The 21,987-nt window shown below is 46.1% G+C and carries 23 protein-coding genes; 5 read left to right on the forward strand and 18 right to left on the reverse strand.

Annotated elements, in window-relative coordinates; translation table 11 throughout:
- Window positions 1–11 precede the first annotated feature (11 nt).
- The 5 genes from rsxD to MY523_RS10980 all read left to right on the forward strand — a co-directional run bounded on the left by rsxD (window position 12) and on the right by MY523_RS10980 (window position 3,707).
- A complete protein-coding gene (rsxD, locus tag MY523_RS10960; RefSeq protein ID WP_256470526.1) occupies window positions 12–1,049 on the forward strand; it encodes an electron transport complex subunit RsxD in 1,038 nt (345 codons plus the stop codon).
- Entirely contained in the window at window positions 1,049–1,714 is a 666-nt protein-coding gene (rsxG, locus tag MY523_RS10965; protein ID WP_250654746.1) for an electron transport complex subunit RsxG, read from the forward strand. The genes rsxD and rsxG overlap by 1 nt, the downstream gene beginning before the upstream one ends.
- Complete coding sequence (locus MY523_RS10970; RefSeq protein WP_250654747.1) at window positions 1,704–2,417, forward strand: electron transport complex subunit E; 714 nt, start codon at window positions 1,704–1,706, stop codon at window positions 2,415–2,417. The genes rsxG and MY523_RS10970 overlap by 11 nt, the downstream gene beginning before the upstream one ends.
- Window positions 2,417–3,052 (forward strand): endonuclease III, encoded by a 636-nt coding sequence (gene nth, locus MY523_RS10975; RefSeq protein WP_250654748.1) that lies wholly within the window; start codon window positions 2,417–2,419, stop codon window positions 3,050–3,052. Before MY523_RS10970 ends, nth begins: the two co-directional genes overlap by 1 nt.
- 85 nt (window positions 3,053–3,137) lie before the next feature.
- Window positions 3,138–3,707 (forward strand): phosphoribosyltransferase, encoded by a 570-nt coding sequence (locus MY523_RS10980; RefSeq protein ID WP_250654749.1) that lies wholly within the window; start codon window positions 3,138–3,140, stop codon window positions 3,705–3,707.
- Window positions 3,708–3,841: 134 nt separating this feature from the next.
- Here the strand turns inward: MY523_RS10980 and modC are convergent, their stop codons facing one another.
- The 18 genes from modC to accA form a co-directional block, all read right to left on the reverse strand.
- Window positions 3,842–4,918, reverse strand: coding sequence for a molybdenum ABC transporter ATP-binding protein (gene modC / locus MY523_RS10985; protein ID WP_250654750.1), 1,077 nt, complete (start codon window positions 4,916–4,918; stop codon window positions 3,842–3,844).
- Window positions 4,915–5,598, reverse strand: coding sequence for a molybdate ABC transporter permease subunit (gene modB / locus MY523_RS10990; RefSeq protein WP_250654751.1), 684 nt, complete (start codon window positions 5,596–5,598; stop codon window positions 4,915–4,917). Before modB ends, modC begins: the two co-directional genes overlap by 4 nt.
- Window positions 5,595–6,425, reverse strand: coding sequence for a molybdate ABC transporter substrate-binding protein (gene modA / locus MY523_RS10995; RefSeq protein ID WP_250654752.1), 831 nt, complete (start codon window positions 6,423–6,425; stop codon window positions 5,595–5,597). Before modA ends, modB begins: the two co-directional genes overlap by 4 nt.
- 102 nt (window positions 6,426–6,527) lie before the next feature.
- Window positions 6,528–7,085, reverse strand: a complete 558-nt coding sequence (locus tag MY523_RS11000; protein ID WP_250654753.1) for a chalcone isomerase family protein — start codon at window positions 7,083–7,085, stop codon at window positions 6,528–6,530.
- Window positions 7,086–7,598: 513 nt separating this feature from the next.
- Window positions 7,599–8,582: an RNA polymerase sigma factor RpoS gene (rpoS, locus tag MY523_RS11005; protein WP_250654754.1), complete on the reverse strand. Its 984-nt coding sequence runs from the start codon at window positions 8,580–8,582 to the stop codon at window positions 7,599–7,601.
- A 167-nt stretch (window positions 8,583–8,749) separates the two neighbouring features.
- Window positions 8,750–9,577 (reverse strand): peptidoglycan DD-metalloendopeptidase family protein, encoded by an 828-nt coding sequence (locus tag MY523_RS11010; protein WP_250654755.1) that lies wholly within the window; start codon window positions 9,575–9,577, stop codon window positions 8,750–8,752.
- Window positions 9,578–9,768: 191 nt separating this feature from the next.
- Window positions 9,769–10,692, reverse strand: a complete 924-nt coding sequence (locus tag MY523_RS11015) for a polyprenyl-phosphate transporter (protein ID WP_305883233.1) — start codon at window positions 10,690–10,692, stop codon at window positions 9,769–9,771.
- Window positions 10,693–10,748: 56 nt separating this feature from the next.
- Window positions 10,749–11,378: a protein-L-isoaspartate(D-aspartate) O-methyltransferase gene (locus MY523_RS11020; protein ID WP_250658809.1), complete on the reverse strand. Its 630-nt coding sequence runs from the start codon at window positions 11,376–11,378 to the stop codon at window positions 10,749–10,751.
- Between the two features lie 29 nt (window positions 11,379–11,407).
- Complete coding sequence (gene surE / locus MY523_RS11025; protein WP_250654756.1) at window positions 11,408–12,157, reverse strand: 5'/3'-nucleotidase SurE; 750 nt, start codon at window positions 12,155–12,157, stop codon at window positions 11,408–11,410.
- Between the two features lie 129 nt (window positions 12,158–12,286).
- The gene (gene truD / locus MY523_RS11030; protein ID WP_250654757.1) at window positions 12,287–13,246 is read right to left on the reverse strand and encodes a tRNA pseudouridine(13) synthase TruD; all 960 of its coding nucleotides are present in this window, start codon (window positions 13,244–13,246) and stop codon (window positions 12,287–12,289) included.
- Between the two features lie 50 nt (window positions 13,247–13,296).
- Window positions 13,297–13,779, reverse strand: coding sequence for a 2-C-methyl-D-erythritol 2,4-cyclodiphosphate synthase (ispF, locus tag MY523_RS11035; RefSeq protein ID WP_250654758.1), 483 nt, complete (start codon window positions 13,777–13,779; stop codon window positions 13,297–13,299).
- 10 nt (window positions 13,780–13,789) lie between these two features.
- Window positions 13,790–14,521, reverse strand: a complete 732-nt coding sequence (gene ispD / locus MY523_RS11040; RefSeq protein ID WP_250654759.1) for a 2-C-methyl-D-erythritol 4-phosphate cytidylyltransferase — start codon at window positions 14,519–14,521, stop codon at window positions 13,790–13,792.
- 116 nt (window positions 14,522–14,637) lie between these two features.
- Window positions 14,638–14,913, reverse strand: a complete 276-nt coding sequence (gene ftsB / locus MY523_RS11045) for a cell division protein FtsB (protein ID WP_250654760.1) — start codon at window positions 14,911–14,913, stop codon at window positions 14,638–14,640.
- 288 nt (window positions 14,914–15,201) lie between these two features.
- The gene (eno, locus tag MY523_RS11050) at window positions 15,202–16,503 is read right to left on the reverse strand and encodes a phosphopyruvate hydratase (protein WP_250654761.1); all 1,302 of its coding nucleotides are present in this window, start codon (window positions 16,501–16,503) and stop codon (window positions 15,202–15,204) included.
- Window positions 16,504–16,724: 221 nt separating this feature from the next.
- Window positions 16,725–17,573 carry a 3-deoxy-8-phosphooctulonate synthase gene (kdsA, locus tag MY523_RS11055; protein ID WP_250654762.1) on the reverse strand — a complete coding sequence of 283 codons (849 nt, stop codon included), beginning with the start codon at window positions 17,571–17,573 and terminating at the stop codon, window positions 16,725–16,727.
- 21 nt (window positions 17,574–17,594) lie between these two features.
- The gene (gene pyrG / locus MY523_RS11060) at window positions 17,595–19,220 is read right to left on the reverse strand and encodes a CTP synthase (protein ID WP_250654763.1); all 1,626 of its coding nucleotides are present in this window, start codon (window positions 19,218–19,220) and stop codon (window positions 17,595–17,597) included.
- Between the two features lie 197 nt (window positions 19,221–19,417).
- Window positions 19,418–20,950: a tRNA lysidine(34) synthetase TilS gene (tilS, locus tag MY523_RS11065; RefSeq protein ID WP_250654764.1), complete on the reverse strand. Its 1,533-nt coding sequence runs from the start codon at window positions 20,948–20,950 to the stop codon at window positions 19,418–19,420.
- On the reverse strand, window positions 20,934–21,887 hold the full coding sequence (gene accA, locus MY523_RS11070; RefSeq protein ID WP_250654765.1) for an acetyl-CoA carboxylase carboxyl transferase subunit alpha: 954 nt from the start codon (window positions 21,885–21,887) through the stop codon (window positions 20,934–20,936). Before accA ends, tilS begins: the two co-directional genes overlap by 17 nt.
- Window positions 21,888–21,987: the final 100 nt, after the last annotated feature.

Consider the following 21,987-nt stretch of genomic DNA (forward strand, 5'->3'; position numbering starts at 1 on the left):
AAATGGGCTTAATGACAATAACTTCCCCCCACGCACACGGGCCCAGAAAAACGGCAAACTTGATGCGTGCAGTCGTGATAGCAACACTACCAGGGCTCTTTGCCCTTACATGGTTCTTTGGCTGGGGCAACCTCATCAATGTTATCTGGTGCTCGCTTATCGCTTTGCTGTCTGAGTCAGTCGTATTACTAATCAGAAAGCGTCCACTGGCGTTTTATTTAGGTGATTACAGTGCGCTGGTAACAGGTGTATTGCTTGGGTTAACCCTTCCCCCTCTGGCACCTTGGTGGGTTTCCTTTGTTGCCGTAACCTTTGCAATTATCGTCGCGAAACACCTATACGGGGGCATGGGGTACAACCCATTCAACCCGGCAATGGTTGGCTTTGCGCTGGTGCTAATATCCTTTCCTGTCGCCATGACAACAAGCTGGGCAGCCCCCGTCAGCCTGCTTGATAATCCGCTTGGTTTTCTGGACACACTAGCGACCATATTTGGGTTTGCTACTCAGAGCGTTGATGCGTTCACCATGGCAACACCACTCGATGTGTACAAGCACGAGATTGGGCATTCCATCGCAGAAGATGTTGTTAAAAACCCGGTATTTGGCAACTTCATTGCCCACGGGTGGGAGTGGGCTAATATCGCATTCCTGGCTGGTGGGTTATTCCTGATGAAAAAGGGCGTATTTACCTGGCATGCCCCTATCAGTATGCTGGCCGCATTGACTGCCATGTCACTGATCTTCGGGTGGGATGCCGATCAAACCACGCCTCCCCTGCTACATATCTTTGCCGGTGCGACAATGTTGGGAGCATTTTTCATCGCAACAGACCCTGTAACCTCAGCCGTAAGCCCTCAAGGAAAGCTAGTTTATGGCGCAGGAATTGGGATTCTGACGTACGTTATTAGAACCTATGGCAGCTACCCTGATGCAATCGCATTTTCAGTATTGCTGATGAACTTTGCTGCCCCGTTTATTGATCTATACACCCAGCCACGAACGTACGGTTATGCTAAAGCCAAGCGCGGCGGGAAGGAGCCACAATAATGGATTCAATAAAACAGTCAATTGTCAGGTCTGCCATTGGCCTTGCCATATTTGCAGTTATCACCTCTGGCCTTATCGCAGCGACTCAAACGCTGACAAAAGAGACCATCGAACAACAGATCAAAAAAGCCCAATCCAAAGCACTGTTGGAAATCGTGCCTGTCGAAGAGCATGACAACGAGCTGCTGGAAGACACATTTGAGCTGAACCCAGGCGGACTACTAAACCTGCCGAGAGAGAAAAGCGCTTACATTGCTCGAAAAAACCAGGCACCCGTGGCCGTTATTTTGCCTGTCATAGCAGAGAATGGTTATTCAGGCCCAATATCAATGATAGTGGGTGTTGATATTAGCGGTAATATTAAAGGCGTACGGGTTATTAATCACAAAGAAACGCCTGGACTAGGTGATAAAATAGAGATCAAAAAGTCTGACTGGATCACTCAGTTTGAAGGCACCTCCTTAACTCAACCGTTGCCTAAGCAGTGGAAAGTTAAAAAAGATGGGGGTAACTTTGATCAGCTAACTGGCGCGACCATCACTCCCAGGGCAGTCGTATCAGGCGTCAATAATGCGCTAATGTACTACCACAAAAATAAAGACAGACTATTGCAGACAAAATCAGCTCCGCAGGCATCGGCAGAAGGTGACGCGAATGGCCACTAGTAGCTACAAAGAGATTACACTTAACGGATTGTGGAAGAACAACCCTGCACTGGTTCAGCTGCTAGGACTATGCCCTCTTCTTGCCGTCACGGGTACAACCGTTAACGCCATAGGTCTTGGTCTTGCGACAACACTGGTTCTGCTCGGATCAAACATTTCAGTTTCTCTAATTCGAAATTTCGTACCTGAGACGGTTCGCCTGCCTGCGTTCGTCATGATTATTGCTTCTCTGGTGACCTGCGCCGAACTGCTCATGCAGGCTTACACTTACGAACTCTATGAAATTCTGGGGATATTTATCCCTCTTATTGTCACCAATTGCGCCATTTTGGGCAGAGCAGATGCGTTTGCCTCAAAGAACGCAATACTGCCCTCAGCGCTCGACGGCTTGATGATGGGCGTTGGCTTTACACTTGTGTTAATAATATTGGGGACACTTAGAGAACTCATCGGTCAGGGAACGCTTTTCAGCGGTATGGACTTACTCTTCGGAGAAGCAGCTAGCGACTGGCAAATAGATGTGTTTTCCAACTACCCTGACTTCCTGTTTGCCATCTTGCCTCCAGGCGCATTCGTCGGTATGGGAATTCTCATCGCACTTAAAAATATCATCGATGAGAACCTGAAAGCACGAGAGAAGAAAGACACAGCAGACGTTGTAGCGGGCAGCAAGCGAGTGCGAACAACAGGTACTATCTCATAATGAACAAGGATATTCGCACCGAAATTTTTAGACGCCTACAAGCGGATAACCCAAACCCGGAGACAGAGCTAAATTACAGTACGCCCTTTGAGTTGTTGATTGCCGTTATTTTATCTGCACAGGCGACTGACAAGGGAGTAAATAAAGCAACCGACAAACTCTACCCTGTTGCGAATACCCCGGAGAGCATATATGCACTGGGGCTTGAAGGGTTAAAAGAATATATAAAGACGATCGGCCTTTACAACAGTAAAGCTGCAAACATTATTAAGACCTGTGAAATTCTAATCACCGAACATAACTCCGAAATACCAAAGGATCGGGAAGCGCTTGAAGCCCTCCCGGGAGTTGGTAGAAAAACAGCGAATGTGGTGCTCAACACCGCTTTTGGAATGCCTGTCATGGCCGTTGATACCCATATATTCAGGGTCTCTAACCGGACAAAAATTGCGACAGGTAAAAACGTGGTTGAAGTAGAAAAAAGGCTGGTAAGGCTCGTGCCAAAAGAGTATCTGTTAGATGCACACCACTGGCTTATTCTTCATGGCCGATATGTATGTACCGCCAGAAAACCCAAATGCGGAGCCTGTATTATCGAAGATTTATGCGAATACAAAAGCAAAACCGAGTATTAACTCTCTCCTTGTTTGGCCGTGACGAGACATAACGCAGAACATCACGACAAAGCTTTAACACTTTTTTTACACTAAAGGCAGTAAGATGGAAAAGGTATACATCAGCGCTCAACAGCTTCTAGAAGACTCATTTCAGCTGGCGATAGACATTTATGAAAGTGGTTTTCGCCCAGACTATATCGTTGGTGTTTGGCGGGGTGGTGCTCCAGTTGGAATTGCGGTACAAGAACTGCTGCATGTATTTGGTGTAGAGTCAGATCATATTGCGATACGTACGTCGTCCTACACAGGGATTGGCGAGCGAAGTAAACATGTAAAAGTTCACGGCCTAACCTATCTAATCAAACGCCTTGAGAGTGAAGACAGTCTGCTCATTGTGGACGATGTACATGATAGTGGTTTAAGTATTCATCAAACTATTCTTGATATAAAAAAGGCGTGCAAAAAAAATACCCCGGAAATTCGTATTGCGACTCCCTATTACAAGCCGACCAACAACCAAACTGACAGAGTGCCTGATTATTACGTGCACGAAAGCAGTGATTGGTTAGTATTCCCTCATGAAATTGATGGCTTAACAACGGATGAAATTCGTAAGCATCGCCCAGAGTTAACCAATATTGCCGATAAAATTGATGAGATAAAAGGCCGATAGGTACTTTGCTGCTATAGGGTGCGCCATGCGCACCAGTGCCAGTAAGTAGATTATTAGCAGGGGCTTTACACGCATCTATTAGTTTACAGTTAGTCGTTTTAACCGCTTAAGGGAATTAATCAGAGCTTCCCCAACTATTTAGAATCACTCAGCAGCGCGATACTCTTTATTTGAGCATATACACTCTGGCCTGGCTGCAAATCAAGCAATGCGGCCGACTTGCGCGTAATACGGGAAAGCAGAGGTACGCCACCCGCATCTAACCTGACAATCACTTCAGGTTGCTGATCTACAATAACGTCTTCGACAGTGGCAGATAATATATTCAGAATGCTGGTTCCCGATTGACGCTGCAATGTCAGGCTAACATCTCGGGCAACCACCCTGAGCCTGACTAAGCAACCGACTGGCAATGAATTTCTTGCCACCGTAAAAGTTCCGCCACAAAACTCAAGATAGCTAACACTGTATGTGTCGTCGTGGCCGGTCACTTTAGCCTCAATGACTGCGGCCGCGTCCTCGCCATACGCTAGCGGCAAATCCAATCGGGTCAGTATCTCTCGAATGGGGCCATCAGCCCTTACACGCCCAGCTTCAAGCAGCACCAAGTGGTCTGCCAAACGTGCTACTTCATCCGGCGAGTGGCTAACGTAAATAATAGGAATATCCAGTTCTGTATGGAGCGATTCCAGGTAAGGCATAATGTCGCGCTTTAGCGTTTGATCTAGCGCTGACAGAGGCTCATCCATTAACAAAAGTTGTGGACTGACAGCCAGCGCACGGGCAATGGCCACACGCTGCTTTTCTCCACCTGATAACTGATGAGATTTTCGCTTAAGCAAGTGTTCAATCCCTAGCAGCTCTGTCGCTCGCTCAAGCGAGACTTTGCGCGCAACAGCCGGAACCCTTTTCACCCCGTACATAAGATTGTCTTTAACACTTAAATGAGGAAAAAGGCTGGCCTCCTGAAATACGTAGCCAACAGCTCGTTTATGGGCAGGGACAGACGAGGTAGCATCCTGCCATATCGCCTCTCTAACCTTTAAGTGCCCACGTTCGCATTGCTCCAGGCCAGCCATTAACCTGAGTAGCGTTGTCTTGCCGCAACCTGAAGGGCCGAATACAGCGGTGATCCCTCTGCCCGGAATGCTTAAATCAACATCAAACGTAAAGTCTTTCCTGGTCAAGCTAAATTTGGCTTCAATGCTCATGAGCGCCCCCAGCTGATGCGTCCATTAAGCGCATACACGGCCATCAACATAACAAATGAGAGTATTAAAAGCCCTCCTGAGAGCCAGTGTGCCTGCCCGTACTCCAGCGCTTCTACATGATCATAAATAGCAATAGACAGAACCTGGGTCTCACCAGGAATATTCCCGCCAATCATCAATACCACGCCGAATTCACCAATAGTATGGGCAAATCCCAGCACCACGGCAGTTAAAAAGCCTGGTCTTGCTAATGGCACTGCGACGGTAAAGAAACGATCTAACGGTGATGCCCCAAGCGTCGCTGCAACCTCCATCGGCCGTTGGCCAATCGCTGAAAATGCAGACTGAAGAGGCTGGACAACAAAAGGCATTGAGTAGAAAACAGAGCCAATGACCAATCCGGTGAATGTAAATGCAAGTGAGGAGACACCAAACCACTCCATCACACCGCCTATTGGGCCTTGTGGCCCCAATAATATAAGAAGGTAAAAACCCAATACGGTAGGCGGCAGCACCAGCGGAAGCGCAATAATACCCTCAATAACAAACTTATAGCGCCACTTGGACCTTGAAAGCCACCACGCTATAGGAGTTCCAATTAAAATAAGAATTAACGTCGTAAGCCCGGCTAGTTTGAGCGTTAAAAAAAGCGCGGCAATATCTGAATCACTCAAGATCATAATGAGCCGTACCCAAACGATTCGATCACTCGGCGCGATTCATCACTTTTTAAATAAAACAGGAATTCACGCGCAGCAGCACTATCTTTCAATAACACTGCCTGCTGTTCAATCGGCGTATATAGCGCCTGAGGGACAATCCAAAGAGAGCCTTTGTGGCTAGACCCTTCATTATTGCCAATATGATGTTTAACTTGCGAGTAGGCGACAAAACCCAATTCGGCATTACCACTTTTTACAAACTGATAGGTCTGTCCGATACTCTCCCCTTTTACCATTTTATGCCGTAATGATTTCCATAAGCCTCGTTTCTGTAAGACCTCTTGTGCCGCTTTCCCATAGGGTGCCAACTTGGGGTTGGCTATTGCTAGATGTTTGAAACGTCCCTCATTCAGCACCGTTAATTCATCATCAATCAACTCTGCTTGAGGGCTCCACAATACCACTTTTCCAATTGCGTAAGTAAAACGGCTGCTGCGCATAGCCACCCCCTCATCTTCCAGTCGCTTCGCTCTCGCGGCATCTGCGGCTAAAAACACGTCATAAGGAGCGCCATGTTTTATCTGCGCATAATGCTTACCCGTTGAGCCAACTATTAATACCGTTTTATGGCCACTCTGGCTCTCGAAACGTTTAGCCAGATATTTTATGGGGTTATTGAAATTACTGGCTACGGCTATTTTAATTTCGTCAGCATACACATCACCGCAAAGCATCAAAGAAATTAGCGCTATCGCAATGCTTACTCCTGCGGTCTTTGCTTTGGGGGCTTTTACTGCTGTTGTTTTTGCTGATGAAGCCAACTGAAACACTTGAGGGATTCTCATGCTCACTCTTCTGAACAACCAAGTCATGGTCGATAGTGTAATCAAAACCAATAAAAAAGGCCGCATAATATGCGACCTTTTTTGAACACAAATACTATGCGATTAGCTGCCTAGCATATCGTCTCTCAGGCTTTCCTGCGCAGGCTTATCAGACAACCAAATACCAAATAGCGCTTTTTTAAACTCAGCACCTTCAATAGTGTTGGCCAACTTACCATTTACATAAACTTCAACACCTTTTCCAGGAACATATACCATATCGTATACGTTGTTTTCAGTCGCCTCATCACCAAATACGGCCAAGAAGCTGTCGATTTCACCTTTGATGGTACCCGTGTTTCCGTTAGTTGCGTTCTCGAACCCTTCGCGAGTAGCATTTGCCATCTTCTCGCCCGATACATCACGCAACATGTGAAGTTTAATCGCCATAGGCTCATCTGCATTAATAACCTGGTTTGCATCAGAGGTTTTCTGGCCCAGGTACAGGCCGCCTACATACACATCAAACATCCACTTTTCACGCAAACCCGCCCCATTAAGTGCAAGGTCAGTGCTACCTGCTTTAATTGAATCCGGAATCTTTACGCCCGCTACTTCTTTAGCAAAAGCAACTTGAGTAAGCCCTAGAACTAATACCAATGCTGTGATTAATTGTTTCATTTTACCTTTCATCCCTAATTGTTTATTTTTAGTAGTCCTGAAAACCAGGCACCGCCCAACTCTTCTGCTTGGTACGCCACCAGCCGGACTCATGATAATCGTCCAGTACTGAACCCACTATCACGTGCCCATGTTATCAGCAACCAATCGATTATACTGTTCAATAGTTCTCATACAAATCCTAATTAGCAGAAATGCAATGTTAAAATCTAAGGAAGCTCTGATTAATTCCTTTAAGCGGTTAAAATGGCGAACTGCAAACCAATAGAGGCGTGGAAAGCCCCTGCATATAATCTACTTGCTGGCACTGGTGCGGGTGGCACACCCCATAGTCATGCTGCACTTATCGCCTCGTTTTTAGGATAGCCCTGCTGCTTGGTTCGGATAGCATATATATGTCGCACGCAGATATTGCGTATACAAAAAAACCACGTTTTTGTCAGTCATTTATAACTGACAAAAACGTGGTTCTACTATTGAGTTATTTTTGCAGGAATATGCCCGCTTCAAACACTATTTAAATAGTGTTTCGCCAGTTAACCCTTGTTTCTCAAGAATATCTCTAAGCCGTTTTAGTGCTTCCACCTGAATCTGTCTAACACGCTCGCGGGTCAAACCGATCTCTCTGCCAACCTCTTCCAGCGTGCTCATCTGGTAGCCTCGAAGCCCAAAACGGCGAGCCAATACTTCTTGCTGCTTGCCAGATAGCTGATCTAACCAGGTATCAATACTGCCTCTTAAATTGCTATCCTGAAGTAGCTCGGCAGGGTCTGATGCTGCTTCGTCAGCAACAGTGTCGAGCAAGCATTTATCGCCATTACCTCCAACAGGGGTATCGACAGATGTAATTCTCTCGTTAAGGCCCAACATGCGCTTAACGTCTTCAACTGGCTTGTCGAGCAAGTCTGCAATTTCTTCTGCGGTAGGCTCATGATCCAGTTTTTGAGTGAGCTCTCTTGCTGCCCTCAAATAGAGGTTCAGTTCTTTAACAACATGAATGGGGAGGCGAATCGTGCGGGTCTGGTTCATAATCGCACGTTCAATAGTCTGTCTTATCCACCAAGTCGCGTAGGTCGAAAAGCGGAACCCTCTTTCAGGGTCAAATTTTTCAACGGCACGAATCAATCCGAGATTACCTTCTTCGATTAAGTCAAGAAGTGTAAGCCCGCGGTTAACGTACCGGCGTGCGATCTTAACAACAAGGCGAAGATTGGATTCAATCATTCGCTTACGACCAGCCTCATCCCCTTTCTGGGCAAGTCGAGCGTAGTAAACTTCTTCTTCCGGTGTTAAGAGTGGTGAAAATCCGATTTCATTTAAGTAGATTTGAGTAGCGTCTAATTGACGGTAATTTTTAGATTCAGCGGTGTATTTTCCCGCTCTCTTTCGGTCAATAGGCGTTACAACACTGTCTTCATCACGCTTGGAAGCATGTGATGCTTTAGCATCATTCTCAAACGCTATATCTTCGATGTATTCTTCTCTTTCAGCTGACATAACACGGGCCCTGCTTTCGGTATTGTTTTTGTACACTTCACAACCTCTAGGGTTATGGTGCCGCAACAATCTAGTTGTTATTGGACTACCCCGTTTGGTCTTGATCGTAGACTACAAGATTCCCACCAAACATTATTTTATTTTTTGTTAACTTTCTTTGCGAACTTTTACCGTTTCGGTAAATAGTTCAATGGGTTAACCGGTTTTCCATCTCTTCTTATTTCGAAATGAAGCTTTGTCCGGTTAGTACCAGTATTCCCCATTTCAGCTATTTTCTGGCCTTGTTTTATCTTTTGACCTTCTTTTACGAGGATTTGATCGTTATGCGCGTAAGCACTCAGGTAATGCTGGTTATGATTTATAATTATCAACTTTCCATACCCAAGTAACCCACTTCCTGCATATACCACTTCACCTCTGGCAGCTGAAAATACTGAGTCACCCAAATTACCGGCAATATCGATACCTTTATTGTTATTCCCGGTAGAAGAGTATCTTGCAATAATTTGGCCAAGATGAGGCCAGTGCCAATTTACGCCCTTGACGGTCTTTGATTTTGTGCTAACACGAGTATTCTTTTTTGCTGTAACAGTAGGCTTACTTTTTGTAGGCTTTTTGCGGGGTGTGGTTTTTTTATGAGTAGCCACTCTACTTTTTTTCTTAGCCTTCGGAACAGAGCCTTTTAGATCAAGCCTAATACGCTGCCCAATGGCAATCACATAAGGTGGTGGAATTTTGTTAGCATCGGCTAATTCCTTATAATCTCTGCCGTAGCGCCATGCAATCGAATACATTGTGTCGCCTTTGGTAACCTTATGGGAGCCAAAATAAACAGGAGGATTAAAGTTTTTATCTTGATAAATTCCACTTGAATTACAAGCAGATAAAGAAATGGCAATGAAGAAATAAGACAAATACCGAAACGACAAAGCGGCTAATCGCTGAAAACCAGCCGCTAAAGGTGAGTAAATTTTAGTCGTTTCAAGTAAATACACAATAATTTAAAACTCTATAAACAACCTTAATTATTCCAAAACGATATATAAGAAGTTACTCAATATTAAGAACCTGCGCTAACCTATTATTCTAGCAAACTATTTCAATTCAACCAGAGTACCGATTTAGTTACCAAATCATTTAGTTGTTACCAAAGGAAACACCTTAAAGTAACAACCAGTTCACACTTTTAGTGTCGACTACGCCCCATCTGTTCCAATAGCAGAACAATCAAAATACCACATGCAGCAGAGGCCAACGCCCAGCCCAGCTCAGAAGATTGCCCAGTCAGTACTTCGTAGCTACCAGGCATAACATTGTTTTGAATAAGTGGCACTTGCTCACCATGACTGTTCAACCTGAAGCTGATAGTCTCTTTCCAAGGCCATACTTTATCCAATGCGCCAATCATAAAGCCCGTCAATACTAATAAGGTGTAGTCATGAAAACGCCTAAAGGCCCATGCCAGCATGTTGGCAATTGTTAGCAACCCAACGACACAACCACTGGCAAAGACCGCCAACACGGCAATATCCAGTGACTTAACCGCGCCCAAAATCACGCTATACATTCCCAGTAGCAATAATATAAAACTGCCCGATATACCCGGCAAAATCATTGCACAGATGGCTAAACAGCCAGAGAGAAATATATTCAGGGTTGTGGCTTCAATTTGTGCGGGTGCCGCGCTACTTAACCCCCAGGCAACCAGAATACCCAGCAGAATAGGCAGCGCATTAATCCAGCGCCACTCTTTGATTTGCTGACTCACATGCCAAACTGAGGCGACAACCAGCCCAAAGAAGAATGACCATAACATTTCAGGGTAGGCCACCAGTAAATAGCTTATGAGTTTTGCCAGCGTAAAAACACTAAACAATATTCCTGAAAATAGCGTGAGTAAAAACCAACCATTAATAGAGTTCCAGGCAGCCACAACCCCCTGCTCTTTTAATATCGAAACTGTTTTCCAGGAAACTGACTGAATAGAGTTGATTAGCTGTTCGTAGATACCGGTGATAAAGGCAATTGTTCCTCCTGACACCCCAGGAACAATATCCGCAGCTCCCATTGCCGCACCTTTAAAAAATAGAAGCACTTTAGATTGATTCAAAACTCATCCCTAACATCAACATATTAACAAACACAACACGCTTAAAAGTATGAAAACTAACGAATAACACCACCCAGAAGTGGAACAAAATAGACCGGTTCAATCACTTTATAATCGAAGCTATTCCCTTTGCGGGTGACGACAGTAAGCTCCTGTGTATCTCCGCCCACAGGAATCACCAATCTGCCACCATCTGCAAGCTGGCCCAGCAAGTCTTTAGGTATCTCACTTGGCGCCGCCGTCACAATAATTCCGTCGAATGGCGCTGAGCTTGGCCAACCCATCCCTCCATCAGCATGACGGGTATGCACGTTTCGTAGCCCCAGTTGCCTAAACCGCGCTTTTGCTTTCTCTTGAAGCGGCCTGATTCTTTCTACACTAAACACTTCATTTACCAACTGAGCCAATACCGCCGTCTGAAAACCTGACCCAGTACCCAACTCCAACACCCTTGAAGGTTTTGACTGCAACAAAACCTGTGTCATTCTGGCGACAATATAAGGTTGTGATAAGGTCTGGTTGTGACCTATCGGCAATGCGGTATCTTCGTATGCTCTATGGGCAAGCGCCTCATCAACGAAAATATGCCGTGGCGTATTGGCCATCACATCCAGAACATCTTCATCATCAATGCCTTCATCCCTAAGTCGTTGAACTAAGCGCATTCTCGTGCGCATAGAGGTCATGCCGATCCCCTGTAAATTTAGTGACTGATTCACTTCATCCCCTCAAGCCAGCGATTCACATCACTGATTGCATCATATCTTGTCATATCTATATGTATTGGTGTTATCGAGACATAACCGTTTGCGACCGCATGAAAATCCGTTCCTTCTCCAGCGTCATCGCCCTCCCCGGCCGCTGCGATCCAGTATCGATCCTTGCCTCTTGGGTCAACCATCATCTCTGGTTCACCGCCCCTTGCTCTGTGCCCTAAACGAGTAACCTGGAACCCTTTAATATCTTCATAAGGTCTATCCGGTACATTAATATTTAAAATGGTTCTCGGGCCCACTGACAAATGGTCAAGCTCGGTTAGCAGCGTAGAAATAACTTTGGCCGCAGAATCGTAATGGTGGTTTCCCGCATTAACCAACGACACCGCTATTGCAGGCTCAGCCAGAAAGCGTCCTTCTGTTGCTGCCGCAACTGTGCCTGAATAAATAACATCATCACCAAGGTTTGCATGGCTGTTAATGCCTGATACAACCCGTTCGAATTCAAGATCAAACAAACTTGTGACACCAAGATGAACGCAATCAGTGGGCGTTCCATCAATACAGGCAAATCCGTTTTCTAGAAAGGTGGGGCGCAATGGTCGATCCAGAGTCAACGAGTTACTCGCGCCACTATGATCCCGGTCGGGTGCAGAGACCCTGACCGTTGCAACCTGGCTTAGCTCCCTCGCAAGAGCAATAATACCAGGGGCATTTACGCCATCATCATTTGAAATTAATAAGTTCATTATTCTTCTTTTATAAACAGTGGGCTCAATAGTTCATGAGCCCTATTTTTTATGCTATTTTCATGCGCACTCAAAGCCAGCACTTCACTCCAACGTTCGTTTTATCAGAGTTATTTAGTTTTACCAACGTTAGTATGTTCGCTCAAAAACGCTGTAGTTTACTACTTCGGATAGCAATGATGTAGCAAATGAACCTGCTGGTAACAAAAAATCAAGTTCAAGAACATTTTCTAACAATCGCCACGCCATGTTTTCAGGAACAATTGAAAGGGGGCGTTCTTCCATTTTCAAGCGGTTTGCATACAAACCTTTAGTAAGCTCGGGATACTCTGCGAACACCGCCTGCTCTAACTTGCTACAACCGATGTAGTCACACTCTCCTTGGCCAACGTACTCTCGGGGCAACTCTCCATATAGAGGCCCATTCAAAGGCGCCTCCAGCCAACTATTATTCTTGACCCGTTCTGCCAGTACTTTATTGAATAAAAATGAACGAGCAGCAGACAAGTATAAGCCCCGTTTACTTTTTGTTGCTTTAATTCGCCGCTCAAACATAGAGGCAGCTTTTTCTACATTCCCTCCCCCTCTGCCAAACCGTTGTTCACCAAAGTAGTTTGGAAAGCCCCGCTGGCTAACCACCTGTAGCGACTGCTCAAGCCTTGCCAAGTCTCCCTGTAATTGGCGAATGCGCAAAGAAAAGCGGTTGGCATAATGCTGCCCTCTGCGCAGTTTATGGCTGTGCCTCTGATGAGATATAATCTGAAGGTTCTCATCATTCAATAGTCGCCAGTCAGGTTCAGAAAGATTGCCTAAATAAACACTAAACCATTGCCGGGTCACCGCATGTCGGTCTTTTAGCCCGCTTAAGCCAACATCCATCTCTCGAACACCAGCAAACTTGGCGATTTTACGGGCAATAAAGTCGCTATTTTCACCACGTTTTTCGGCAAATATCCAAACGTGCTCCCCTTCTCCCGTAAGGCTGAGGTTCATCATCTCTTCGACGAAAAAATCCTCATCGCGAGTTCTAATAATACCCTGGCAAGAGACATCGCTATTAGCCCTGGGGAACGAAAGATCAAACTTCACATTATATACCTTGAGTGGTGATTCTATATTGAGACGTATCTAGCTCAGATTCATGGTTTGACAATCAAACATGTCGCGAAACATGCAATGCCTTCTTTTCGACCTGTAAATCCCAGGTGCTCTGTGGTTGTAGCCTTAACACTTACCGCATCCATCTCGAGCAGTAAGTCGTCAGCGATATTTTCTCTCATCGCCTTAATATATGGTGCCATTTTGGGCGCTTGAGCTACAATCGTACAATCGACGTTAGAAATTTGATAAGGCTGCACGAGCTCTCGCACCGCTCGTAACAACACCCGGCTGTCTGCGCCAGACCACTGTTCATCCGTGTCCGGGAAGTGATGGCCGATATCTCCAAGCGCAACGGCCCCTAATAACGCATCACAAAGTGCGTGAAGCAATACATCTCCATCTGAGTGCGCCTTAAGCCCCTGAGAATAAGGGATAGTTTCCCCTCCAAGGATGATATAATCGCCATCTTCAAAGGCATGAACATCGTATCCTTGCCCGACTCTAATTACAGGTAAACTCATAGATTAACCATTACTTGTTGTCTGTTTTATTTTCACGAGACAGGTAGATCTCGGCCAGTTCAAGGTCTCCAGGCTGGGTAATTTTAATATTTTCAGCACTTCCCAATACCATTTCGGGTGCCACCCCCAAGGCCTCTATAGCAGATGCTTCATCGGTAATCTGAAGACCTTCTTTTAACCCTTTTTCAAGCGCGTTCAGTAACGTTTGATAACGGAACATTTGCGGCGTATAGGCACGCCATAAGCATGAGCGATCAACGGTATCAACAATGCAACCTCGCTCTACCCTCTTCACCGTATCGGCGACGGGAACCCCCAAAATACCCCCGGTCTCGCTATCATTGAGCTGCCTAATTAACCGATCAATATCTTCAATGGTGACACATGGGCGAGCAACATCATGAACCAGTACCCAGTCATCAGGCTCCGCTTTGCCCAAAATAGCGTAAAGCCCATTTAAGACAGTATCGACTCTTTCCCGTCCACCATCATAACGAATAATGCGATCGTTGCGGCTGACTGGCAATGCGTCCCAATAACAATCTTCAGGAGACAACCCAACCAGCAGTGTATCGAATTGCTTACAGGTAAGGAGCTTGTTCAAGGTATGTTCGATAACGGTTTTACCTGCCAAAGGCAGATATTGCTTAGGCCGATCAGCCATCATACGGCTACCAACGCCCGCAGCAGGAACAATAACCCAATACTTACGTTTGGGAGCGCTATCGAGAAGGTCGGTCATAGTCAGGAAAGTCGGTCATAGTCAGGAAAATTGGTCATAGCAGGGATTAGTGTATTTGGCTTAGCAATGCGGTGTGAAGCATCAGCTAATGAGTTAACGAATACGTTTTTACAAACTCATTTGTTGTCGATTAACAGGTAAAAGGTTTCACTCTTATGAATCATTCCCAGATGATTTCTTGCACGCTCTTCAATGGCTTCATTGCCCGACTTGAGATCCAGCACTTCGGCATCAAGAAGTGCATTCCTATCAGCTAAGACTTGATTACTGGCAATTTGCTCATCAATCTGCTTCTGCAATGCCCATACTTGTGCATAGCTCCCCTCTCCAACCCAAAGGCGGATCTGAAGTGCGACGATGAACACAGTCATTAAGAGCCAAAGCCATTTCATAGTTGATGCGTTAACAATATTTATTATTAGAGACCTTTGCACGACTACTGCGCTTACAAATACAGCGTTAAAAAATGACTCTAAATGCTCATATATTACATATATACTGCGCTTTTTCGTCATTTTTTGCCTTGTCTTTGCTTCGCTCATAACATCGTGCAAAGGTCTCTATTAGTTTATATTTCTAGCTTAAGCATACGCCCGAAACAGAGCATCTAACAGCATTATAAACCAAGAAAGGGCAGATATTACTCTGCCCTTTCAAGTGTAGATACAACAATACGCTGCTTATTGCCTAACCTTTCCGTTAATTTCAGTCAGCCCGTTATATGGCGCATTACTACCTAGCTGCTCTTCAATTCTCAGTAGTCGGTTGTACTTGGCAACACGATCTGATCGGCAAAGCGAGCCGGTCTTGATTTGGCCTGCACAGGTTCCTACAGCCAAGTCAGCAATAGTAGTGTCTTCTGTTTCCCCCGAGCGGTGAGAAATAACTGCGGTATATCCTGCATCTTTCGCCATCTTAATCGCATCAAGAGTTTCAGATAAACTGCCAATCTGGTTGAACTTAATGAGAATGGAGTTTGCAATATTTTTGTCGATACCTTCTTTTAGAATACGGGTATTGGTAACGAACAGATCATCACCAACAAGCTGAATAAACTCACCAGACTTTTTAGTTGCATATGCCCAGCCATCCCAGTCGCTTTCATCCAAGCCATCTTCAATTGAAACAATCGGGTATTTTTTAGTGAGGTCATCAAGGTAGTCAGAGAAACCTTCCGAGTCGAAGACTTTCCCTTCACCAGACAGATTATACTGGCCATTTTCGTAGAACTCGGAGGCTGCACAATCAAGTGCCAAAGTAATATCCTGACCTAATTCATAACCCGTTTCTGCAATGGCATCTTTGATAACAGCCAGTGCAGCTTCGTTCGATTCAAGGTTAGGTGCAAATCCACCTTCATCACCTACCGCTGTGTTGAGGCCTTTGCTCTTCAGAACCTTCTTAAGCGAGTGAAAAATTTCTGCCCCGGCACGCAATGCTTCTGCAAACGTTGGAGCAGCCACTGGCTGTACCATAAACTCTTGAATATCAACATTATTATCGGCGTGCTCACCGCCATTGAGGATATTCATCATCGGAACTGGCATAGAGTACTGTCCAGATGTGCCATTGATATCGGCGATATGAGCATAAAGCTCTACACCCTTGGCCTGTGCAGCCGCTTTTGCCGCAGCCAAAGAAACAGCAAGAATAGCGTTCGCACCAAGGGTTGCTTTGTTGTCTGTTCCGTCCAGTTCTAACATTTTATTGTCGAGCGCACGCTGGTCAACAGCATCCATTCCTAGCAGAGCATCACGGATAGTCGTATTGATGCCTTCAACCGCTTTTAGCACGCCTTTGCCAAGGTAACGAGACTTATCGCCGTCTCTTAATTCCAGTGCTTCACGGGAACCGGTTGATGCGCCAGAAGGTGCGCATGCAGTCGCCACTATTCCGCCTTCAAGAAACACATCAGCTTCTACAGTCGGGTTACCACGGGAATCCAGAACTTCACGTCCTTTGATATCAACGATTTTTGCCATTACTCTGTATCTCCAATTACGACACAATTACTATTTAAAAAATCTTCTTTCTGTCATTCCCAGCGATCTTTGTCATTCCCGCAAACAAGGTTAACTGCTCTGCAAGAGGAGCCCCTGGTGTGAATGGGAATTCAATCACTCAAAACCCAAAAACAATGGATCCCCGCGTTCGCGAGGATGACGTGCGTAGTATTCGCCTATTAAAATCCTTCGACTCTAACCTACTCAGTATCTAGTGGTTCAAAGCCTTTAACCAAGTCGTCAATTGCTTTGACCTGCTTGAGAAACGGCTCCAGTTTATCTAACCGGAGTGCGCTTGGGCCATCACATTTAGCATTATCAGGGTCTGGGTGTGCTTCGAGGAAAAGCCCGGCCAAGCCTGACGCCATACCCGCGCGAGCTAACTCAGCCACCTGCCCACGACGGCCACCAGACGCGGCACCCGATGGGTCTCGACACTGGAGTGCATGAGTCACATCAAAAATAAGTGGCAACCCGCCGGTGCACTGTTTCATGGTTCTGAAGCCAAGCATATCCACGACGAGATTATCATAACCAAAGCTGCTACCACGCTCACACAAGATCAGCTTGTCGTTACCCGCTTCTTTGAACTTCTCAACAATATTCCCCATCTGTGATGGGCTCAAGAATTGCGGTTTTTTAATATTTATGACCGCGCCTGTTTTAGCCATGGCCGTAACCAGATCCGTTTGGCGCGCAAGAAAAGCCGGTAGTTGAATAACATCACATACTTCCGCGACGGGTTCAGCTTGGTAAACCTCATGTACATCAGTAATAACCGGAACATTGAAGGTCGCTTTAACCTCTTCAAATATCTTGAGGCCCTCTTCCATTCCTGGCCCGCGATATGAGTGAATAGAAGAGCGATTTGCCTTATCGAATGACGCCTTGAAAACGTAGGGAATGCCAAGCTTCCGAGTCACTTCCACATATTGCTCTGCAATCTGCATCGCCAGGTCACGAGACTCCAATACATTCATTCCACCGAACAAAACAAACGGGCGATCATTAGCAACCGAAATATCCTGAACACTGATTACCTTAGACATATCTAACGTCCCTATTGCTTATCAAAGTTTTTTGTTGTCGAAGGCTGCCCGAACGAACCCTTCAAACAACCCGTGGCCATCGCGAGGGTTTGAAGTAAACTCAGGATGGAATTGGCAGGCCACAAACCAAGGGTGGTCAGGCGCTTCTACGATTTCAACCAGAGCACCATCCATAGAGCGGCCGGAAACAACCAGACCGGCTTCACTTAGCTTGGGCAACAAGTTGTTGTTAACTTCAAAACGGTGACGATGACGTTCAACAATGACGGGTTTACCATAGCTGTCAAACGCTTTGGTTCCTTGTTCCAGTCGGCACTCCTGACCGCCTAGACGCATCGTGCCACCCAGATCAGAGTCTTCATCACGGGTTTCTACTGTACCGCTGGCATCTTTCCACTCGGTAATCAGACCGACAACAGGGTATGGAGAGGTCTGTGTAAACTCGGTACTGTGTGCTCCATCCATGCCAGCCACATTACGCGCAAACTCGATAACAGCGACCTGCATCCCCAGGCAAATACCCAGATAAGGTACTTTATTCTCACGGGCATACTGTACTGTCTTAATTTTACCTTCAACGCCTCGCTCACCAAACCCACCGGGAACAAGAATGGCGTCAACACTATCCAGAACACCGGTTCCGTCTCGCTCTATATCTTCAGAGTCGATATACAGTGTTTTTATCTTGGTGCGGTTATGGATGCCCGCATGCTTAAGCGCTTCAATCAGCGACTTATATGCATCCAGCAACTCCATGTACTTTCCAACCATTGCAATGGTGACTTCTTTTGTCGGGCTGGCTTCTGCTTCAACCACTGCATCCCACTCTGAAAGGTCAGCAGGTTTCGCATCCAGATTAAAACGGTCAACAATAATATCGTCCAGGCCAGCCTGATGGAGCATGGAAGGAATCTTGTAAATGCTGTCAGCATCTTCCAAACCAATAACCGCACGTTCTTCAACATTGGTGAAAAGCGCTATTTTACGACGAGAAGAAGCGTCAATTTCATGGTCAGAACGACACACCAGTATATCCGGCTGTAAACCAATAGAGCGCATCTCTTTAACTGAGTGTTGGGTCGGCTTGGTTTTGGTCTCACCCGCAGTGGCGATATAAGGAACCAGCGTCAGGTGCATAAACAAACTGCGCGAACTGCCAACTTCAACTCTTAATTGACGAATCGCCTCGAGGAAAGGTTGTGATTCAATATCACCAACCGTTCCACCGATTTCAACCAATGCCACATCGACATCACCGGCGCCTTCAACCACTCTACGCTTAATTTCATCGGTAATATGAGGGATAACCTGAACAGTTCCCCCGAGGTAGTCGCCGCGTCTTTCTTTACGAATGACATCTTCGTATACACGGCCACTGGTAAAGTTGTTGCGTTTGGTCATCGTTCTACGAATGTAGCGTTCGTAGTGTCCTAAATCCAGATCCGTTTCAGCGCCGTCATCCGTAACAAATACTTCTCCATGTTGAAAAGGGCTCATGGTACCCGGATCAACATTAATATATGGATCAAGTTTTAATATGGTTACTTTTAATCCTCTGGATTCCAATATTGCAGCCAAAGAAGCTGAAGCAATACCTTTACCCAAAGAAGATACAACACCACCGGTGACGAATATATAGCGCGTCATGCAGATCCCGTAAGTCTATCGTTTATAAAAGCGTCTGTTTTATAAAACAGTCTGTTTATGAAACATTAATTAGTGAGGGGAGATTGTCATCTCAAGATGGGGTGTCAGGATACCAGAAGCTCAAATTCGACTCAACGAAAATCGTCTATCTGACGACGGTTGACAGTAATATTTTACAATTGATTATTGCTCTGTTTCTAACACCACTTTATTTCCAGACTCTCGCTCTCTCCCTGGGGTTGAAAACCTTCAGCAACCAATAATTGACCAACCGCTACCAAGCTATCATTGTAATATAGCAACGGGACAGAATCTCTCAACCATGGCGGCACATTATGATCATGAAAATGCTTTTTCAGTGGTCGATGATGAGCTTTACCGGCAGGTCTAAATAACTCGCCACCCTGCCGGAATTTAACCACAACCCGCTCACTCTCACTTGGCAACCGTGCCATTAAACAGCCATCTGCAAGCGGTGTATCATGCGTTGAGAGATAATCAACCTCAGGCCCACACTCAACGATGCGTAGAGAGTAACGCTGCCCTCCCAGGTTTTCATCAAACACAACAGTAGTGGGACGCTTGATGGTATTATGTTCAGCACCAGCGCCTCTTTGTTCGACGTCCTCAGCTTGTATAAAGCCGACCTCCCACTCCGATAACAAGAACCGAGCTTGCGACTCAATGGCTGTCTGCGGCAGTGCATAGAGTAAACCACTGTAACGCCTGATAACTCCCTGTGACCACTCGATCATTGGGTTTGCATCATCACGCGCAGGAAGCAACTCTGCCCAAATCCGCAGAAATCGTTTTTCGCCAGGGAATCCCATACCGAGTTGCCTTAACCAATAGCGGACAACATTGTGTTGCCGGCTCATCGACAACCGGGCTAACTTAGTTATCGACAGTGCAGAACCAAAACGTTCATACGTCATGTCTGCGATATCAATCTGCGCGAGCGCGTCTTCCAACTCAGAACTCTCTCTGCAATGGTTTGCCGACATTGCCAGTCGGCTCACTGCCCCTCTCCATCGAGACTCCAGCACGGGAATAACATCGTGCCGGACAAAGTTGCGATCGTACTCTCGACTGACATTACTGTCATCCTCTACCCAGCTCAGACCAAGCCCCTCAGCAACCTTAAGCAACAGCTCTTTAGAAACATCTAAAAAAGGGCGGTGGATACTGGCAGCATTCAAAGAGCGGGTTCGAGGTATCCCTGCCATGCCTGTCACACCGGCCCCTCGCATTAACCTCAACAACACTGTTTCCGCCTGGTCGTTCTGGTGGTGCCCCTGCAGGAGAACCCCGCCTTTTGGTAACACAGATTCAAACACACCATATCGAGCTGACCTGGCGGCCTCTTCAACACCTTTTTTGGGGCTTTTCAGTGACACCTGTTGCGCAATTAGCTCGATACCCAGACACTTACAAATATCTTCACAATGCTTCTGCCAGGAGTCAGCGTGCTGGCTAATGCCATGATGAACATGTATTGCCGTTAAGGATGCATGACGAAATTGAAGTAGATAACGATGCGCAAGCACCGCCAATAAAGAAGAGTCCAGCCCCCCACTCAATGCGACAAAATAGTGCTCTGAATCAGGAATGCTATTGAGTGCTTGTTTTAGAACGTCAGGAAGTGAGACAAACCAAGCGTCATTCAACTGATAACCCTCGGTGTTAGAGCTGGCGTTAGCAATAGAATCAGAATCAGGAGAAACGGTCATAAGATGTGAGGCGCTGGTATCGTGTTTCAAGCAACTCATCGGTCGACAGTTTTTTCAACTCGCTTAGCCCTTCAAGCAATGCAGCCTTAAGGTTTTCTGCCATATCGTCCAAATTTCGGTGTGCGGCACCCAGCGGCTCATCAATCAACCGGTCAACAAAACCCTGCTGTTGTAGTTTTGATGCAGTGATTCCCATAGCCTCAGCCGCTTCTGATGCATAGTCAGCGCTCTTCCAGAGGATAGACGCACACCCTTCCGGGGAAATAACCGCATACGTTGAATATTCCAGCATATATAGCTGATCGCAAACTCCGATAGCCAGCGCACCGCCAGATCCGCCTTCACCTATTACGGTAGAAATAATAGGCGTTTTAAGGCGCGACATCACAGCCAAATTGTGCGCAATGGCTTCACTCTGCCCACGCTCTTCAGCGCCAATACCAGGGTACGCGCCTGGCGTATCAATAAATGTAAGAATAGGCATGCTAAACCGCTCTGCCATCTCCATTAGCCTGCATGCCTTGCGATACCCTTCAGGTCTCGGCATCCCAAAATTTCGCCTGACCTTATCTTTTATTTCGCGCCCTTTCTGATGCCCAATAACCATAACCGGACTCCCTTCAAGCCTGGCTATTCCGCCTACAATGGAGGGGTCATCGGCGTATGCTCTATCACCATGAAGTTCGTCAAAGTCAGTAAAAATTCGGGAGATATAATCCAGTGTATAAGGGCGTTTAGGGTGACGGGCCAGCCGCGCGACATCCCAGGCAGAAAGGTCTGAAAAAATATTCTCTGTCAGCGTTACACTCTTACTTTTAAGGCGATTAATCTCTTCCGTGATATTTAAATCACTATCATTCCCTACCATTCTGAGCTCTTCGATTTTTTCTTCCAGCTCAGCGATAGGTTGTTCAAAGTCCAAATAATAAGCGTTCATATCGCCGTTTTCGTATCGCAATTAATGGGGTCGCCAACACCATAAAGGGGAGCAACACTAAAAGTATATTTCCCGACTTCGTTATCAATAACATTATCAA

It is taken from the genome of Alkalimarinus coralli, from assembly GCF_023650515.1.
Classification (GTDB): domain Bacteria; phylum Pseudomonadota; class Gammaproteobacteria; order Pseudomonadales; family Oleiphilaceae; genus Alkalimarinus; species Alkalimarinus coralli.

Bases quoted from the DNA above. Each gene is read 5' to 3' on its own strand.
- surE (WP_250654756.1), bottom strand. From the start codon at position 12,157: ATGAACTTATTAATTTCAAATGATGATGGCGTAAATGCCCCTGGTATT.
- eno (WP_250654761.1), bottom strand. From the start codon at position 16,503: ATGGCAAAAATCGTTGATATCAAAGGACGTGAAGTTCTGGATTCCCGT.
- pyrG (WP_250654763.1), bottom strand. From the start codon at position 19,220: ATGACGCGCTATATATTCGTCACCGGTGGTGTTGTATCTTCTTTGGGT.
- rsxD (WP_256470526.1), top strand. From the start codon at position 12: ATGACAATAACTTCCCCCCACGCACACGGGCCCAGAAAAACGGCAAAC.
- ispD (WP_250654759.1), bottom strand. From the start codon at position 14,521: ATGACCGACCTTCTCGATAGCGCTCCCAAACGTAAGTATTGGGTTATT.
- accA (WP_250654765.1), bottom strand. From the start codon at position 21,887: ATGAACGCTTATTATTTGGACTTTGAACAACCTATCGCTGAGCTGGAA.
- MY523_RS10970 (WP_250654747.1), top strand. From the start codon at position 1,704: ATGGCCACTAGTAGCTACAAAGAGATTACACTTAACGGATTGTGGAAG.
- modC (WP_250654750.1), bottom strand. From the start codon at position 4,918: ATGAGCATTGAAGCCAAATTTAGCTTGACCAGGAAAGACTTTACGTTT.
- rpoS (WP_250654754.1), bottom strand. From the start codon at position 8,582: ATGTCAGCTGAAAGAGAAGAATACATCGAAGATATAGCGTTTGAGAAT.
- modB (WP_250654751.1), bottom strand. From the start codon at position 5,598: ATGATCTTGAGTGATTCAGATATTGCCGCGCTTTTTTTAACGCTCAAA.
- MY523_RS11020 (WP_250658809.1), bottom strand. From the start codon at position 11,378: ATGACCTCTATGCGCACGAGAATGCGCTTAGTTCAACGACTTAGGGAT.
- MY523_RS11000 (WP_250654753.1), bottom strand. From the start codon at position 7,085: ATGAAACAATTAATCACAGCATTGGTATTAGTTCTAGGGCTTACTCAA.
- ftsB (WP_250654760.1), bottom strand. From the start codon at position 14,913: ATGAAATGGCTTTGGCTCTTAATGACTGTGTTCATCGTCGCACTTCAG.
- nth (WP_250654748.1), top strand. From the start codon at position 2,417: ATGAACAAGGATATTCGCACCGAAATTTTTAGACGCCTACAAGCGGAT.
- modA (WP_250654752.1), bottom strand. From the start codon at position 6,425: ATGAGAATCCCTCAAGTGTTTCAGTTGGCTTCATCAGCAAAAACAACA.
- ispF (WP_250654758.1), bottom strand. From the start codon at position 13,779: ATGAGTTTACCTGTAATTAGAGTCGGGCAAGGATACGATGTTCATGCC.
- tilS (WP_250654764.1), bottom strand. From the start codon at position 20,950: ATGACCGTTTCTCCTGATTCTGATTCTATTGCTAACGCCAGCTCTAAC.
- MY523_RS10980 (WP_250654749.1), top strand. From the start codon at position 3,138: ATGGAAAAGGTATACATCAGCGCTCAACAGCTTCTAGAAGACTCATTT.
- kdsA (WP_250654762.1), bottom strand. From the start codon at position 17,573: ATGTCTAAGGTAATCAGTGTTCAGGATATTTCGGTTGCTAATGATCGC.
- rsxG (WP_250654746.1), top strand. From the start codon at position 1,049: ATGGATTCAATAAAACAGTCAATTGTCAGGTCTGCCATTGGCCTTGCC.